Annotated in this window: 16 protein-coding genes and 1 pseudogene; 8 read left to right on the top strand and 9 right to left on the bottom strand. The window is 59.9% G+C overall.

Going from position 1 to position 14,121, the window contains the following annotated elements; genetic code table 11:
- Nucleotides 1-128 precede the first annotated feature (128 nt).
- Nucleotides 129-1,864 (top strand): annotated as a pseudogene (locus tag ACS5Q0_RS26485) (SLC13 family permease).
- Here ACS5Q0_RS26485 and ACS5Q0_RS26480 read toward each other — a convergent pair.
- The 3 genes from ACS5Q0_RS26480 to ACS5Q0_RS26470 all read right to left on the bottom strand — a co-directional run bounded on the left by ACS5Q0_RS26480 (nt 1,861) and on the right by ACS5Q0_RS26470 (nt 4,577).
- The gene (locus ACS5Q0_RS26480) at nt 1,861-2,982 is read right to left on the bottom strand and encodes a sensor histidine kinase (RefSeq protein WP_473129632.1); all 1,122 of its coding nucleotides are present in this window, start codon (nt 2,980-2,982) and stop codon (nt 1,861-1,863) included. The pseudogene ACS5Q0_RS26485 and the gene ACS5Q0_RS26480 overlap by 4 nt on opposite strands.
- Before the next feature lie 171 nt (nt 2,983-3,153).
- A complete protein-coding gene (locus tag ACS5Q0_RS26475) occupies nt 3,154-3,471 on the bottom strand; it encodes a hypothetical protein (RefSeq protein ID WP_473129631.1) in 318 nt (105 codons plus the stop codon).
- 104 nt (nt 3,472-3,575) lie between these two features.
- The gene (locus ACS5Q0_RS26470) at nt 3,576-4,577 is read right to left on the bottom strand and encodes an adenylate/guanylate cyclase domain-containing protein (protein ID WP_473129630.1); all 1,002 of its coding nucleotides are present in this window, start codon (nt 4,575-4,577) and stop codon (nt 3,576-3,578) included.
- A 787-nt stretch (nt 4,578-5,364) separates the two neighbouring features.
- Between ACS5Q0_RS26470 and ACS5Q0_RS26465 the strand changes: the two genes are divergently transcribed.
- The 3 genes from ACS5Q0_RS26465 to ACS5Q0_RS26455 all read left to right on the top strand — a co-directional run bounded on the left by ACS5Q0_RS26465 (nt 5,365) and on the right by ACS5Q0_RS26455 (nt 7,281).
- A complete protein-coding gene (locus tag ACS5Q0_RS26465; RefSeq protein WP_473129629.1) occupies nt 5,365-5,931 on the top strand; it encodes a DUF1003 domain-containing protein in 567 nt (188 codons plus the stop codon).
- A gap of 392 nt (nt 5,932-6,323) precedes the next feature.
- Nucleotides 6,324-7,037, top strand: a complete 714-nt coding sequence (locus tag ACS5Q0_RS26460) for a Crp/Fnr family transcriptional regulator (protein ID WP_473129628.1) — start codon at nt 6,324-6,326, stop codon at nt 7,035-7,037.
- 1 nt (nt 7,038) lies between these two features.
- Entirely contained in the window at nt 7,039-7,281 is a 243-nt protein-coding gene (locus tag ACS5Q0_RS26455; RefSeq protein ID WP_473129627.1) for a DUF6894 family protein, read from the top strand.
- Between the two features lie 348 nt (nt 7,282-7,629).
- On the opposite strand, the gene ACS5Q0_RS26450 is transcribed toward ACS5Q0_RS26455, so the two are convergent.
- Together ACS5Q0_RS26450 and ACS5Q0_RS26445 are read right to left on the bottom strand one after the other, a co-directional pair.
- Nucleotides 7,630-7,848, bottom strand: a complete 219-nt coding sequence (locus ACS5Q0_RS26450; protein ID WP_473129626.1) for a hypothetical protein — start codon at nt 7,846-7,848, stop codon at nt 7,630-7,632.
- Nucleotides 7,849-7,947: 99 nt separating this feature from the next.
- Nucleotides 7,948-8,346: a PRC-barrel domain-containing protein gene (locus ACS5Q0_RS26445; RefSeq protein ID WP_473129625.1), complete on the bottom strand. Its 399-nt coding sequence runs from the start codon at nt 8,344-8,346 to the stop codon at nt 7,948-7,950.
- A gap of 430 nt (nt 8,347-8,776) precedes the next feature.
- Here ACS5Q0_RS26445 and ACS5Q0_RS26440 point away from each other — a divergent pair, with 430 nt between their 5' ends.
- Complete coding sequence (locus tag ACS5Q0_RS26440) at nt 8,777-8,956, top strand: hypothetical protein (protein WP_473129624.1); 180 nt, start codon at nt 8,777-8,779, stop codon at nt 8,954-8,956.
- Nucleotides 8,957-8,989: 33 nt separating this feature from the next.
- Here the strand turns inward: ACS5Q0_RS26440 and ACS5Q0_RS26435 are convergent, their stop codons facing one another.
- A complete protein-coding gene (locus ACS5Q0_RS26435; protein WP_473129623.1) occupies nt 8,990-9,226 on the bottom strand; it encodes a hypothetical protein in 237 nt (78 codons plus the stop codon).
- A 23-nt stretch (nt 9,227-9,249) separates the two neighbouring features.
- Nucleotides 9,250-9,459, bottom strand: a complete 210-nt coding sequence (locus ACS5Q0_RS26430) for a hypothetical protein (RefSeq protein ID WP_445504308.1) — start codon at nt 9,457-9,459, stop codon at nt 9,250-9,252.
- A gap of 1,150 nt (nt 9,460-10,609) precedes the next feature.
- On the opposite strand from ACS5Q0_RS26430, the gene ACS5Q0_RS26425 reads away from it, so the two are divergent.
- Nucleotides 10,610-10,981 (top strand): DUF6894 family protein, encoded by a 372-nt coding sequence (locus ACS5Q0_RS26425; RefSeq protein WP_473129622.1) that lies wholly within the window; start codon nt 10,610-10,612, stop codon nt 10,979-10,981.
- Between the two features lie 625 nt (nt 10,982-11,606).
- On the opposite strand, the gene ACS5Q0_RS26420 is transcribed toward ACS5Q0_RS26425, so the two are convergent.
- Both ACS5Q0_RS26420 and ACS5Q0_RS26415 read right to left on the bottom strand, forming a co-directional pair.
- Nucleotides 11,607-11,855, bottom strand: coding sequence for a DUF6894 family protein (locus ACS5Q0_RS26420; protein WP_473129621.1), 249 nt, complete (start codon nt 11,853-11,855; stop codon nt 11,607-11,609).
- 169 nt (nt 11,856-12,024) lie between these two features.
- A complete protein-coding gene (locus tag ACS5Q0_RS26415) occupies nt 12,025-12,285 on the bottom strand; it encodes a hypothetical protein (protein ID WP_473129620.1) in 261 nt (86 codons plus the stop codon).
- 188 nt (nt 12,286-12,473) lie between these two features.
- Between ACS5Q0_RS26415 and ACS5Q0_RS26410 the strand changes: the two genes are divergently transcribed.
- Both ACS5Q0_RS26410 and istA read left to right on the top strand, forming a co-directional pair.
- Nucleotides 12,474-12,725 carry a hypothetical protein gene (locus ACS5Q0_RS26410; RefSeq protein ID WP_473129619.1) on the top strand — a complete coding sequence of 84 codons (252 nt, stop codon included), beginning with the start codon at nt 12,474-12,476 and terminating at the stop codon, nt 12,723-12,725.
- A gap of 180 nt (nt 12,726-12,905) precedes the next feature.
- Complete coding sequence (gene istA / locus ACS5Q0_RS26405) at nt 12,906-14,048, top strand: IS21 family transposase (protein WP_473129618.1); 1,143 nt, start codon at nt 12,906-12,908, stop codon at nt 14,046-14,048.
- Nucleotides 14,049-14,121 lie beyond the last annotated feature (73 nt).

Below are 14,121 nucleotides of genomic sequence, written 5' to 3'. Positions count from 1 at the left end.
CACGTACCAAGGAGGCGCTCTGGACCACCATCGGAGAACTGCTGGACGCCTTCGAGCCGAATGAGTGCCAGAACTACATCAGGAACTGCGGGTATGAGCCCGTCTAAGTCGAATCTGCTCTAGGCGGAATGATGGCTCTGTTCGTTTGGGGACGGCTGGCTACGACCTTGTCGCTGTTCTGGCGCTCCTGGCCGCGGTATTCGCCGGCATTGTCCCGCATAAGGTGGCCTTCTCCGGCTTTGGAGACGATATCGTCATCATTGTCGCGAGCGCGCTCGTCGTCAGCGCCGCCGTCGCACGCTCTGGCGTGATGGAGGCGGCCCTCCATCGAGTCTCGCCTTACATCACCTCGGTGCAGGGCCAAATTGTGGTCCTTGTGGCGGTGGTCACGATCCTGTCCGCCTTTGTCAAAAACATCGGCGCGCTCGCGATGATGATTCCAGTGGCGTTCCAGATGGCTCGTCGCTCCAATGCCTCCCCCTCGTGCTTTCTCATGCCGATGGCATTCGGGTCTCTGCTCGGCGGTCTGATGACCCTTGTCGGCACCTCACCCAACATCATCGTCTCCCGTGTGCGCGAGGAATTGACGGGTCAGCCTTTCAGCATGTTCGATTTCACCCCGGTCGGCCTCGGCCTTGCGGCGGCAGGCGTGGTGTTCCTGGCCTTCGGCTACCGGCTTCTGCCTGGCGGTCGCAAAGCCGCAGGGACCATGGACGAGGCGATCAACCTCTCCGACTACATGACGGAAGCGCGCGTTGGTGCGAACTCACCGATGATCGGGAAGACGGTCAGCGATCTGGCCAAGCTCTGTGACAGCGAGGTGCTGGTGACTGGCATTGTTCGGAACCAGACCGAGCATACGCCGCCTCTGCCGGATGCTGTCCTTCGCAAGGGCGATATTGTTCTTCTGGAGGGTGATCCGGAGGCGCTTGAGCGGGCGGTCGCCCGCGCTCACCTGAAACTTGAGGGGGAGGATCGCCCCACGCAAGGCAGGGGGGTCGATGAGGAGATCGGAGGAATCGAGGCCGTCGTCGGACCGACCTCGATGTTGATCGGGCAGAGTGCCAGACGCATGGCGTTGCACGAGCGCTTCAACATCAATCTCCTGGCCGTCAGTCGCAGCGGTGAGCGGTTCACCGAACGGTTGCGTGACATCACCTTGCAGACCGGCGACGTTGTCGTGCTGAAGGGCGATCTCACCCGGCTTCCGGACAAGCTGAAGGAACTCGGCTGTCTGCCGCTGGCTGCGCGCGAAATCCGCCTGGGCAATGTCCGGCAGGGACTTGTCCCGGTGGTGGTCCTGGGCGGCGCCATGGGGCTCACGGCCTTTGGCGTGCTGCCCGTGGCCACCGCCTTCTTCACGGCGGCCGTCCTGATGGTCCTGCTTCGAGCGCTCTCGCTCCGGGAGGCTTACGAAGCGGTCAATTGGCCCATTCTGGTCATGCTCGGGGCGCTGATCCCGGTCAGCGACGCCATCCGCACGACCGGTGGGGCCGATCTCCTCGCCGGATGGCTGTCGCAGCTGGCCAGCACGCTCCCATCCTACGGCGCACTGGCGCTGATCATGATGGCAGCCATGGCCGTGACGCCGTTCCTGAACAATGCGGCCACGGTGCTGGTGATGGCTCCCATCGCGGTAACCTTTGCCGGACAGCTCGGCTATAAACCTGACGCCTTTCTCATGGCGGTCGCGGTGGGCGCAGCCTGCGACTTCCTCACGCCTTTTGGACACCAGTGCAACACGCTCGTGATGGGACCGGGCGGATACCGGTTCGGCGACTACTGGAAGCTGGGGTTACCACTCTCCTTCATTGTGATTCTGATCGGCGTGCCGCTCATCCTGCTCGTGTGGCCGCTGACCTAGCCGGCAGGATTGTTGCGCTCAGACGTGAGCGGAAACCGCACTTGAATCCGTGTCCTCCGATCCCCCTCAATCGCCAGGGTGCCGTTAAGACTACGAGCCATGCCTTCGATCAGGCGCATGCCCATTGATCGTGTGCGCCGTGTGGCGGGAAGACCTACGCCATTATCCTCGATGGAGAGAAGCACGGCCTCCCCTTCATGGTGCAGCCCGACCCAGATGGCGCCGCGCCGCTTGTCAGGGAAGGCGTGCTTGAGCGCGTTGGTGATTGCCTCCCCCGCGATCAACGCCACGTTGATGGCGCGATCAACGTCCAGCGTGATCTCATCGGCGTCGCTCGTGAGGTCTATGCGCTGGTCTTGCGGGCTCCGAAGATGGCCGAAGTTCCGGCATAGCTCCGTCAAATACCCTGCCATATCGACCGATTGCACGTCGTTGCTGTCCTGCCGGTAGAGAAGCTCGTGAATGCGGGCGAGATGATCCAAGCGCTGAATGGCATTCTCCAACGCCTCTGAGACCGCGAGATTGTCCTGTCGCCCGATCTGAAGGCGCAGCATCGAGATCGCCATGGCAATGCTGTTCTTGGCCCGGTGGTTGACCTCATGCAGCAACACGCTCCTTTGGCTCAGAAGCTGATCCTTCTCGCGGATGCTTTCCGTCAAAACCGCTTCCAGAGCCTGCCTGCGTTCGAGTTCATTCTGGAGCGTTTGGGTCCGCTCCTTGACCCTTGTCTCCAGAACCTCGTTCAGGCGCTGGGTGCGACGCTCGGCTCTGACGCGGCGGGTGATGTCCCAAAACGACGCGAAGTGCTGGATCACGCGGCCTTGCTCATCATGGACGGGGCGGACGAATTGTGCGGCCCAGACCTCGCGGCCATCTTTGGCGCGAAGCGACACCTCAAGGGTGAGAGGTTCGTCGGCTTGCACGGCAGCCCGGATGAGCCTCTCGGCCTCAGGGCCGGTGTCGGGACCGGTCAGAAAGAAGTAGTTCCGGCCCAGAATCTCCTCACGGGTATAGCCGAAAAGGTCGATAAAGGATTGGTTAACATAGACAATGGGATTGCCGTCAATGCTTGGATCAGTCACCACCATCGGCATGCGGGTGGCCTCGACTGCTGCCACGAACGGGCCGCCGCGATGCTGAACAGCATTTATTGCCGCTTCTGCTCTTCCCTGATCAGGATCGGCGGATTTTGGGTCGGATTCCAAGTGTCGGTGCTCCGGTCGACGGCGCAATTTGTGCCGTTGGTTGGCTCTTCGTCGGCTTACGTGCTTTCCAGCGCGGCTCTGGTCTCACGCTTGAAATGGCTCGGGCGTAAAGGGCGAGCGCTCCACCAGCAGAATCTTGGCCGCCACGCCCACTGACCCGAGCCCATCGAGAACTCTCCGCATCTGCTCGGATGCTTGCGCTTTGCGAGCATCCTCCACAGTCTGGAACTCCAGCAGGGTGATCGTGTCGGGGCTGGCTCCGTCAGAAGTGCGATAGGCCATAAAGGACACCGCACCCGGGATTTGCAGAAGCTGGGCAATCCAGCCCCGGACCTGCTGGTTGTAGTCGTTCCAGCGGTGCGCGTCGGTCGGGCGGTCATACTGAAACATGACAAAGGCCATGGGATGCCTCCCTGAGGGCTCGCGCTATCACAGCACACGGGGGGGCGCCCGTCATAGCGCTCAGAAGGATACGCCCTCGGTTCGGTCGCGTGGTCTCGCCAGGATCAGCCCGAGCGGCGATGGCGCGTGAGTTCATTGGCGTTGATCACCCGCGCCAAGAGATCTTGCAGGGTCTCCCGCTCCCGTTCCGACAGGGCAGCCATCACCCGGTCCCGCACCGCCAGGATCGCCGGGTATAACCGTGCATAGAGAACGAGCCCTGCCGGGGTTAGGCTGAGGAAGCGCAGGTCGCGTCCATGTTTCTCCGGTGTCCGACCAACGAAGCCGAGAAGCTCCAGGTGCCGGACCATCCGCTGGGCACTGGCGAGGTCAATGCCGATCCGCTCGGCCAGCCGCCGCTCGTCGATGTTAGGCGCATCGTGGAGGGAGGCCAGCACCGCAGGCTCGACCAGTGTCAGCCCCTCGGGCTTGGTCACGTCCACCAGCGCATGGTTCAGAATGGTATGGAAGCGTCGCGCCAAGTTGAACTCACTGCGGCGGTGAACCGGTGGCAGCGCCCGGGACAGCGGATGATCCGTGGGATGGGCCAAATACGCCCGGATGGGCTCATCCAGGTTTTTCACCAGTTGCGTCCCGAGGTCGTCAAAAGCCAGCGGCAGCACCCTGGACACGTAGTCATACGCCGTTCCTGAGAGGCAGACCAATCCCGGCTGTGCCAGCTTCTCCATACGGGCTGCAATGTTCACCCCATCGCCAAACACGTCGCCGTTGCGGACCATGACCTCCCCAACGTGGATGCCGATCCGGAAAGTCACCCGGCGCTCCTCAGGGGTTTCCTCATTCGCCGCAGCGATCCTCTCCTGAATGCCGACCGCACATTGGACCGCATCAACGACGCTTGGGAACTCGGCAAGAATACTGTCGCCTGCGGTGTTAGCCGTGCGACCGCCGTACTGGGTGATGTGCCGATCCATGATCTCGCGGCGAGAATCGAGCAGGGCCAGAGTGCCGGCCTCGTCCGCGTTCATCAGGCGCACGTAGCCTGCCACGTCAGCGTAGAAGATCGCTGCGAGGCGGCGGTGCATGACTGATGCGCGCTTGTTCATGGTCGGGTGCCGCCCTTCAAGGGCCTGTCCAGACCCATGTCGTGTCGGTCGAGCCTCTCGGTCTACAGGACAATCGGCCAGTGCTGAGTCTCGTTCCTAACCGACCGGCGACACCAGCGACATTGCACGGACCCGCGCTCGCTATCGGGGCTCTCTCACCCGTGGGAGCGGATCGCCAGCGTAAAAACGGCGAGAATGCCAGCGATCAGGAGGAGTGAAATCAGCGCCTGGGAAAGCATCACATGAATCCCAAGATCACGGCTCCGCAGAACAGGAAGGCCAGAGCCGCAACAAGGAGCGCTTCGTTTTCGTAAGAAATGTAGGACCTGATTCTTTGAACCATGCTGTCCTCCTAACTTTATCGAAGTATAGTGGTTTAGTAGATGAGAATATAGGATTATCTCAAAACAGGGCTTATTCAGCATGATCGAAGAGAGTGCACGAGTTTTTCATCTCATTTAAACGGTTGGGAACATGGGAAGTAGGTCGACATCCTTCCCTGATCCCTTGGGGCCGCGTGGATCGTATGTACAGTGCGGCCTGATTGATGGATTTGGCAATCAAGCGGCTACCGCCGGTATTTTGAAGAGTGGCACGGGTCTCGGCGTGCAATAGAAGACTGTCTTGGGCACCATGGGATATGCCACGGGTGCGAACGGAAGCCTCTCGTGCAGGCTACCCCAGTCTGGCTCTCGGAGACGGTGATGGATCCCCGAACGGCAAGCCTCCTCCGGTGTCCATGGCTAGGGTAAACTAAACTCTGATCAGAGTGACAGCGGAGGCGCGTATGGACGAGGTGACTCAACTCGCTCGGCAGTTGCTGGACAGCGGCGTAACGCGGCTGTCTGAACGCGAGCAGCGGGTAATTCTCCACATTGCCAAGCGTTCGCATATCGCTCGAAATGTGAACAGTGTTCTCGAAGAACAACAGACCTTCGGCGAACGCCTCGCGGATAGGGTCGCTCAGTTTGGCGGCTCCTGGACCTTCATCACGATCTTCACGGGGATGCTCATCGCCTGGGTTGTCGTGAACAGCCTTGCCTTAGCCAGCTTCGGCGGAGGCATTGATCCGTACCCTTACATTTTCCTGAACTTGATCCTGTCGATGGTCGCCGCGCTCCAAGCTCCTGTAATCCTGATGTCGCAGAACCGCCAGGCCGCCAGGGACCGGTTGGCCGCGAGCCTGGATTATGAGGTCAACCTGAAGGCGGAGGTTGAGATCATGGCCCTGCACGACAAGCTTGACCGCATTCGCGTCGAGCATCTCGAAGGCTTGCTTCACGATCAGACGCAGCGGGTTGAGGAGTTAGACAAGCTGGTGCGGGCAACCCTCGCCAAGCCACTCTCAAGCTGACTTGCACCGAACTTGGTCTTTGCCGTCCTAGATTGCCTATGAGCAATGAGCCCGACTATTACTGAGAGGCGGACCAGCACAGCCAGCAGGTCAGCGCCCCAAAACACCACAACTCTCTCTCGTTCGGGATTCCCTTCGGCCAGTTGGACGGGTTGATAGGAGAAGATTGCTGCCACAGCTACGCTCCTGCTCGGAGGATTGCGAGGGGCCCCCCGCATCGGGAGATTACTCGAATGTACGAAAGCGTACAATGATGCCTTCGGGACGCGACCCAGCAAACAGTGCTGTCCCTGGTGCTCTTAAAGGTTTATCCTGTTCCATCGCTTGCTGATGGATACGGGCGCAAGCGGCCGAGAGTAGCGTGTGCTCCCGCCCCAATATGGGAGAGGGCCATGCACCCACCACAGCAACCCTCCATCGGCAATCGGCTGCTCGCCTCGCTGTCAGCGGACGACTTTGCGAGCCTCCAGCCCCATCTGGAGCCGATATTCCTCGACACGCGTCAGGTTCTGATCGAGCCGAACACCCCAATCGAGCACGTCTATTTTCCCGAATCCGGGATGTCGTCGGTGACCAATAACAGCGCAGGCGGCAAGATCGAAGTTGGCGTGGTCGGGCGGGAGGGGATCGTCGGCCTGTCGATCGTGCTGGGGGTCGATCGGACGCCTTACGAGTTCTTCATGCAGATGCCGGGTCACGGCTGGCGCATCGCCGCTCACGATCTGGAGCGGGCCATGGCCCAGAGTCCGTCCCTGCACTGCCAACTCCTGCGTTATGTCCAGGCCGCGCATGTTCAGGCGTCGGAAACAGCGTTCGCCAATGCCAACAGCGATGTCGAGGCGCGTCTGGCACGCTGGCTTCTGATGTGTCACGACCGAGTGGACGGCGATGACATCCCGCTGACCCATGAGTTCATCGCCATGATGCTGGGCGTGCGCCGGCCAGGCGTCACGGTGGCGCTCCACGTGCTTGAGGGCATGCACGTCATTCGTGCCAAGCGCGGGGTGATCACGGTCCTCGCTCGGGAGAAGCTGGAAGAGCTGGCGCACGATGCCTACGGCCTCTCAGAGGCGGAATACACGCGCCTGATCGGGAGGGAGCCGTGAGATGTCGCGTTACTTCCTTCACCTCCGGTATCCTGCACCTGACGACGGCTTCGCCCAGGATGATGAGGGCGATGAACTCTCCGATCCCGGCGGGCTGCGGCAGCACGTCGTCGAGACGGCCCGTGACCTAATGAGGAGTGCGCGCCTGAGGGTGATTCACGACTGCCTAAAATGCTCGTTCGAGGTGACGGACGAGGCAGGTACCGTCGTGGTGACGCTGCCGTTCCCGGAAGTGATCGGGTAGCGCCCTTTGCGGGCCGTTGCTCTTTGTACCCTTTCATACGGAAACAACAGCGGCAGCAATGGATTGTGATTGTCAAAGGCTGGTTCTTCCTCCCCTCTGGACCTTCTTCCTGGCCTCCATGCCTTGCCGTGGGCGGGGCTCTTTTTTCGAACCTCACAAAAGCAGAGTTCTCTATTGCCTGGACGCAGACCTGCGTCTGTCGATCGGATGAACGGCTTCGAGCCTTAGCCTCTCACCGTTATAAATGCTTCATGTCGCTCAACCGGTGACATCCCGCTGCGCCCGGGGGAGTCGCTCCCCATGATGCGTCGCAGCCTGCCCGCACTCCGCCAGGGAGAAACATTACCTTTAGCTTCTGTGCGGCTCCGGGCTCCAGAAAAACACCTCATCGCCGTTCTGATCCATGATCCGCAGGGCGTCGGGCTTTTGCGGCATGTTCAATGTGTCGAACAGAGAACGGGCCCTGACTTTGGCATCGTCCAGATCGGTCGTGTCATGTTCCACTCGATCTAAGGTGGCATGCGCTTCATCTGTGCCGCGAACCCGAAAGAACTCGATGATAAACATTGTGGGAATTCCGCTTCGCTGGGTCGATTGGTGCACTTCTAGGTCTTGGTGTTTTCATCAGGCATAGGGAGGGTCCTCCAAGCGCAGTGCTGGACAAGATTATCGCTTCCACTTGCCCTCGTATCGGAACTCCGGAGCCGATTTGAGCTGATCGCGAGTGGCGTTCATGGTTGCCTGCCACTTGTGATCGCCTTCCACATACCGGATCGAGATCGCGGATGGGTCCACGGCTACATACTGTGGGCCGCTCCCCAGGATCTCCCCGACCGACACCACGACCCCGATGATCTCGCCACCCTCGAAGACGACGTCCTCGATCTTACCCATGCCCGCGCCACTGGCAGTCTGAACATTCAGGCCAATGAGCCTGGAACTCAGGATGGCGTTGCTGCTGATTGTAATGAACTGCGGCGCACCGGCTGCGGGCGGCGTGCTCTGGGCGTGAGCCGTGCCGATTAAACCGAGCGTGGCTACAAGGAGAGTTGCGGATGCGCGCATGGAAGAGTTTCCCTCGATCCTGAGCCCATGGCGAACTCTCGGCCCGAATAGTGGCTTATTGAGGAAGGCCTCCATAGCTGCTCCAAATCATCCTTGGGCATTCAGAAGAAGGGATCAGGGTGGATCGAGGGGCTTCAAGGCCACTGAAGATCTCTCCCGCTGATCCAGCCGTTCAATCCTCTTCTATGGCGAAAGAGGCACGGGAAAAAGGTGATGCATTAGGGCAGGCCCGTGATTGTAAAATGAAAGAGGCCTTGGAAAGCATCTGCATCGGGTGCTAACCACGATAGACCCTCATATCGCGATAAGCACCATCCAGAGTGCTGCGTGCGTGAGCCGCTAGCACCTCCAAATCACCCCCTGGAAAGCGCATGAAAGTCGTATTCCGGGGGCTTTATGGCTACTGATTTAAGAACCAGAGGATTGACCGATGTTGTATGAAAAAGCCCTGCGCGTGGCCGGGCGTACGCTTATCAACGGAGCGACGTTGGCCGAGCTCAAGCAAGCATCGAAGGATTTGCGGGCACTCACGCCCGACAGTGCACTGGCGGATCTGGTCGACGCCAAAATCAAGTTCATCGAAAGCCAACAACGTGGGCCCTGTTCATAATCCAAGGACAGGGCTCTCAAGAGACCTAAGAGATCAGCCTAACGACCTGTTTTTTTGAAGAAAGGCAGGCATGTGATCTGGATCGGTTCCCTCGCGAGGAGGCGCGGCGTCCAGAATGTCATCCAGAACATCCGCCATGTCTTCGATCTGAGCGAACCTCGCCGTGAGTGTCAGCCTGAGGCCACTCTCCAGCTCTATAACGAGATGAGGATCGCTGCCATCGGATGAAGGAGAGACCAGAAACCGGGCCAGCCTCTGCGTGTCAGACATGCATCTTTTCCGTGATGCATTGCTTATCGAAAAATCGTGAACGAAGTGGCGAGCTGGTTTTCGTAGGCAACACGGCTATAGACCTCGCCCGTGCTCTTGATCTCGTAGCGAGGAAACTCGTCACCCGAAGGCAAATGCCTGACGATCACGAAGTCTCCGCTCCAGGAGGCGCCTAAGAACCGCTTATCGCTGAAAGTGACGATCTGGCCGCAGGGATAAAGATGCGTTGCCACGGAAGCCTCCTTTTGAGGCAGACAATGTCTGATTGAGGCGTTGCGGAAAGGGCTCTCACCCGATGAACAGCACGATGAACAGGATGAAGGACAAGACGCCAGCCATGCTGGCGGTTGGGAGCCAATCTCTCGAGGGTCTGCTGAAAGCGAAAACAACGCTAAGCATGGTGCCCTCCAGTCCTTGAGCGCCAAAGCCACGGCATGAGTGGAGTCCCAAGTGCAGTCCTGACATTGAGGTTGGCGGGTTGCAGGCAGGACAGAGCTTCAAGGAACGGTCCCGGTGGCTGCTGGACAGCAGCAAGCGGCTGCGGCGTACGATAAAGCTCGTGCTCACCTGCTGTACGGATTTCTTCCCGGTGGACGGACGCGATCCTGTACTGCGGCTCAGCGGAATCTGTCTTGATGCATTCGGTGATCGTATAAGGAACTTTCCATGTGAAGTGGGAGTGCCTTCTCTCGACGAAAAGCACGATCTCTCCGGCCGCGAACCGATGGGCTTGCATGGCGCATTCCTTCCTTGTCGGGCTCGTGCAGGCCGCCATGCACGAACAAGGAAGCACCTGTGCGGTCGGTGTGGAGCTCTGGCTTATACGACGCTCAGAAGTGCATGTTCTTAAGGCTGCTGAGGCTCAAATCACGAAGAGGTCAGCCTGAGACGGAGCTGAGCATGTGCAGAGAAATCGAACCCCTAAAGGTTAAGACAAAGCTTCGGGATAAGTTCCCGTCCCGCCCAGAGTCGGACATCGTCTATAGGGCCGAGATACGGGCCAGTTCAGGTTTGTGGTCCGCTGTCGTCCTTTGAGGATGAGGCGTCCTCATGGAGTTGATTGAGCAAAACCTGAAGGTGCTCGGGAACAGGAGCCTTCAGAATACTCTGATAAATGCTTGAGAGAGCTCGGCCCAGGACCCAGTTAACCTGCGCTTGAGTGAAACTCAGGCTGCTTGGGACAAGTGTCTCGTTAAATTGCTTGAATGGATTGTTCATCGACCTCATACAGGTCTCTCCATCACTGGAAACGGCGCAATCCCGATAACGTAAGTTAATCACCAACACCGCGCTTCTTCCTTCGTTGCAAAGGGTTTGCGCAATAAGGCCGCGTCAACACCGCGCAGCCATGAAAAAGCCTCCCGGAGCTGTGATCCTTTTACTATGAGCAAAGCTCCGAAGCACCCGAGCCAGCGCGACGATCTCAAGCGGTGGGATAATGAGGGCGGTGCGCCTCGCTCAGGTCATCCTTCCCACGAGTTGCTCTCCGCGCCTGCGCATCTTGCGGAAATGGCTCTGTACTACTTCAATATCCGGACCGAAGATGGTCTCGTCGAAGATCCCGAAGGGAAAAAGTATCCGGACCTTCAGGCAGCGCGAGCCGCCGCAGTCGCCCAGGCTCTGGACGTGATCAGAGAGGGTGATCGGAAAGGCGAGGACCGGCGAAGCTGGAGCGTCGAGATCACGGATAGAGCCAATCGGCAGGTGCTGACTGTAGCGTTTTCGGACGTCCTCGACCCCAAAGCAACCAGATAGCTGGTTCAATGCGACAGCCGCAGTTCGGCTGCGGCATAGGAAAGCGAGCCAGCCATGGGCGAAAGTCATCTCGGCCTTACCCGAAGAGTCGTGAACTCGGTCTGGAAAGCCGTGAGGATGCTCGAGGAGCGTCCGGGACCGCCTCCGAAGGTCAAACTCCATCGGCGGCGCGGCTATGGTGACCAGGAGATTCCGTCGCCAGAGCGGAAGCCTGATGGCGAATGATCCGACGCTCAGACGCACGTACTCGAGGATAGGCTTTAGCCTCGCTGTATCGGTGGGGAGGGGCCTGACCTGATCTTCGTGTTGCGGTCGGGCATGCTCTCCTGTCTCAGTGCCGCATAGATTGGGCTTGGCCATTCCCATAATGGGTTATCGAAAATGTGGGGCTTCAATTTCAGCCCATCAATTCCCCGAAGGAGCCGGTGCACGGGCGAGTTCTTCGCGGGTCACCCGAGCCATTCTTGACCCGGTTCCCGGGAGCCGCTCAAGTTGTTCGGCAATGGCCTAACCTGGTCAAGGGTGATTATGCCTTCGTCCATCAAGGTGTTTCACACGGTGAGGGGGAGGTGGAGACCCCTGATCAGACGTTCCCAGCGCTCGTCGAAGTGATTGGGCATCTCCATCACTCCCGATCAGGCACAATGCATTGATCTTCGGCTGAGAAGCGGAGCTTGAGCACAGGCTCTCCGGTGGCATCGGTAACATTCATCTGCCACTCGGTGCAATTCCAGAGCCTGTCGCCTTCATCTCGCAGGATGGCACCAGCGGTGCGGATCGCCTCGGCGCGGACATACCTGAGATTGGGAAGCACTGTCCCGGTGTCGTCGGTGATGTTGCGGCCGTCGATGACGTGGAAGAAATAACGAGGCATGGGGCGCTCCTCTGCCCACGGGCGGGAGCACACGGATCTCTCAGTCACCGACGCCCAGGTCATTTCTGCCGATGGTAGAACTCAACGTCTGAGAGGGAAGTCTGTTCGAAATCGTACAAATTTCCTCAGTCGCTCTTTATCATCCTGTCCATAAGGCGTCGTCGCGCAATCACGTGGTCTGTCCCGTCAGAATTGCTCTGATCCAGGCTCCGGCTTCTTCAGGCGTCTTGAACAGGGGCGCATCCCGAATGTTGCATTTGCCGAATCCGGCTTCCAGGTGCCAGAGCCCCTTGTGCTCTGGGTGATGTGTCTGGCCGTCGAGGCGCACGATAACGGCAGAAAGCTGATCGTCTGCAAAGATCAGGTGGCCCTCGCTGTCGTGGCCGTCGATGAGCACCTTGACGGGTTGGGACGTGATATTGAAGGGCATGTGCGCTCCGCAGTTGCAGGCGGGAGCACACGGGCCTCTCAGCCGCCAGCGCCTGGGGAAACCATGCCGACGATACTGGTCAACGACTGGCAAACCCATTTGTTCGGCACAATTACGGCCTAGCACCGTTATTCTCCCATCATTGATCGGAGCCGCTCGCACCTGGGGAGCTCGACAGGAAACGCAGCATGATCGTCGGTCCTTACGTTCCTCAGACCCTGATGATCCGCAAGCTGGAGAGCATCTTTCCGCTCTCGGCAGAGGAGAAGCAGGCGCTCCAGGGCCTGCCGGTGCAGGTTGCGGTGCTCAAGGCCGATCAGGACATCGTGCGGGTTGGCGACCGTCCCTCGCAGTGCTGTCTGCTGGTGGAGGGGTTCACCTGCATCTATAAGCTGACCACTGACGGCCGGCGCCAGATTGCGCGTTCCAGGCGATCGTGATCACGGATTCCAGAGGATCGTGATCATCCATTCCAGGTCATCGTGATCATGGTTTCCAGAGGGCCGTGATCGCTCATTCCAGCGATCGTGATCAGTCTCCGAGACCGTGAAGAGGTGCTTTCTGCTGGCAGTCTGCAACCCACGGTACTCTTGGCCTTTGCTTTCCAGCCGAGGACCAAGATGCCCACCGAGAGACTGTCGATGCGCCACATCCGTGAAGTCTTACGCCTGCACCACGCTGTCGGGCTCTCCCAGCGCGCCACCGCTGCCAGCCTGGGCCTGGCCCAGGGCACCATCAGCAAATACATCAACCGCGTCCGGCGCGCCGGCCTGACCTGGCCCCTGCCGCCCGAGCTCGATGATGATATCCTGCTGGAGAACCGGCTCTATCCGCCGCCCTCCGATCTGCCCACCGAGCAACGCAGCCAGCCCGATTGGACCCTGGTCCATCGCGAACTGCGCCGGCCGGGCGTGACGCTGATGCTGCTATGGGAGGAATACTGCGACAGCACCCCCGAGGCCTTCAGCTATTCCTGGTTCTGCGAGCACTACAAGGACTGGGCCGGCCGGCTCAAACCCACTCTGCGCCAGGTCCATGTCGCCGGCGAGAGGCTCTTCGTCGACTATTCCGGCCACACCATGGAGGTGATCGACGGGCTCACCGGCGAGGTCCGCCCGGTCCAGATCTTCGTCGCCGTGCTCGGGGCCTCCAACTACACCTATGCCGAGGCCAGCTTCACCCAGAGCCTGTCGGACTGGATCGGTTCGCACGTGCGTACCTTTGCCTTCCTGGGCGGCGCCACCCGCCAGACGGTCAGCGACAATCTCAAGGCCGGGATCACCAAGGCCTGCTTCCACGAGCCGATGGTCAATCGCACCTATGCCGACGCAGCGCGCCACTACGGCACCGCCATCGTGCCGGCCCGGCCCTACAAGCCGCGCGACAAGGCGAAGGTCGAGGTCGGCGTTCAGGTGGTCGGGCGCTGGATCCTGGCTCGCCTGCGCAATCGCCGCTTCTTCTCGCTGCCGGCCCTCAACGACGCCATCCAGGATCTGCTACGCGACCTGAATGAGCGGCCCTTGCGCGGTTGGGGCCGCAGCCGGCGCGAGCTGTTCGAGGCGCTGGATCGCCCGGCGCTCCTGCCGTTGCCGGCCGAACCTTATGAGTATGCCGAGTGGAAGCGCTGCCGCGTCGGTCTCGACTATCACATCGAGATCGCCAAGCATTACTACAGCGTGCCGCACAGCCTCGTGCGCCAGGAGGTCGAGGCGCGGTGTCAAGCGAACCGAAGAATTGACCCCTCGGGCGAACTGAAGATTTGACCCCCTCTCATTGCTTTGTAGCGCCCTCGGTTTCGAGCGCCGATCCAGCCTTCTGCAGCAGACCGGATCTGCG

It is taken from the genome of Microvirga sp. HS2, from assembly GCF_055792805.1.
This window is presented reverse-complemented; position numbering and strand designations above follow the sequence as displayed.